General features: G+C 64.5%; 1 protein-coding gene. It reads right to left on the minus strand.

Going from position 1 to position 1,278, the window contains the following annotated elements; all coding sequences use genetic code 11:
• Positions 1-158: 158 nt before the first annotated feature.
• Positions 159-1,154: a family 43 glycosylhydrolase gene (locus ACRC0P_RS00130; RefSeq protein ID WP_438627303.1), complete on the minus strand. Its 996-nt coding sequence runs from the start codon at positions 1,152-1,154 to the stop codon at positions 159-161.
• Positions 1,155-1,278: the final 124 nt, after the last annotated feature.

Consider the following 1,278-nt stretch of genomic DNA (forward strand, 5'->3'; position numbering starts at 1 on the left):
GCCGCGATTGCTGTATCAGGTTCGCTCTAAGTCTGATCGCGGCCATGGGCCGCTACACGAGCAGTCGTAGGGTGCGCCGTGCGCACCAAAAAGCCTGAAACCCGCACCGGCCCCGGCCGGTGCGCACGGCGCACCCTACGGCACTGGAGCTAGTTGAGCTAAAGCAGGGTTAAATATTCAGGGGCCAGCGACAGCTGCCCATCTTCCTCTTGGACTATGGGCAGCGGGTCGCTGACCCCGCCCACGAACTGCCCTTCGCTGTCGAGGTTCCGAAACGCCATCAAGTACCAGCCCCCGTCCGGCCCCTCGACCACCCGGCCGGCGTAGAGGCTGCCCCGGGCGTCCGCGCCGAGGAATCCCGAGCCCTCAGTGTGAAAGGGCCCCAAGGGGCCGTCGCCGGGGAAGTACTTCAGTCCGGTCAGCGGGGTGACGCCCTCGGCCAGGTGCGCCCGGCTGTGGTATTTCACCGAGACCGAGCAGAACAGATAGTGACGGCCGCCGATACAGGTCACTTGCGGCACTTCCATCTCGCCGTACCAGCCGGGAGCGAACAGCGGCGGCCCCGCCTGCCAGTGGATCAGGTCGGTGGAACTGGCGTAGCCCACGGCGCCGCGCCCGTCCGGCGCGCCGGTGTTGGCGCGGCATGTAAGCAGCATGTGGTAGAGCTCGCGATCGGCGTCCTTGAATACCCAGGGATCGCGCCAGGACTGGTCGTGCCAGTGATCCAGGTTGAGGGTGTCGTACCAGCGCGGGTCGGTTTCCAGCACCGGGCTGGCCGGGTGCTTGTGCCAGTGCACCAGATCGTCCGAGGTGGCGAGGCAGACCCGCTGGATCAACCCTTTTTCCGATCGGCGGGTGCCGGTGTAAAACATAAGCCAGCGGTCGCCGTCGCGGATAACACTGCCGGTCCAGGTGGTCAGGGAGTCGGCGGGCTCTTCCGTCTGGGACTCGGGGGAGGAGGGGGCGAGGGCATCGGGCAGGGGTGTCCAGTGGCGCAGGTCCTGTGATACCGCATGACCGACATTGACGTTCCAGTGCCGCAATTCAGGATCGCCAAGAGCGCGGTCCGCCTGAAGGTAAAACAGGTGATAGTCCTCCCCATCTTTTGCGAACCAGAAATCCCAGATCCACTTGTCTTTCAGATCGAGCGCCATTGTATTTCTCCTCAGGTTTTTCAGGGGAAGCGCTCTGCCAGAGCCTGCTTGAAGTCTTCAAAAATTCGGTTTCACCGCGGAGCCCTGTAGGAGCGGGCCATGCCCGCGATCGCGGGCATGGCCC

It is taken from the genome of Microbulbifer sp., assembly GCF_051659245.1.
GTDB lineage: Bacteria > Pseudomonadota > Gammaproteobacteria > Pseudomonadales > Cellvibrionaceae > Microbulbifer.

Bases quoted from the DNA above. Each gene is read 5' to 3' on its own strand.
- ACRC0P_RS00130 (WP_438627303.1), bottom strand. From the start codon at position 1,154: ATGGCGCTCGATCTGAAAGACAAGTGGATCTGGGATTTCTGGTTCGCA.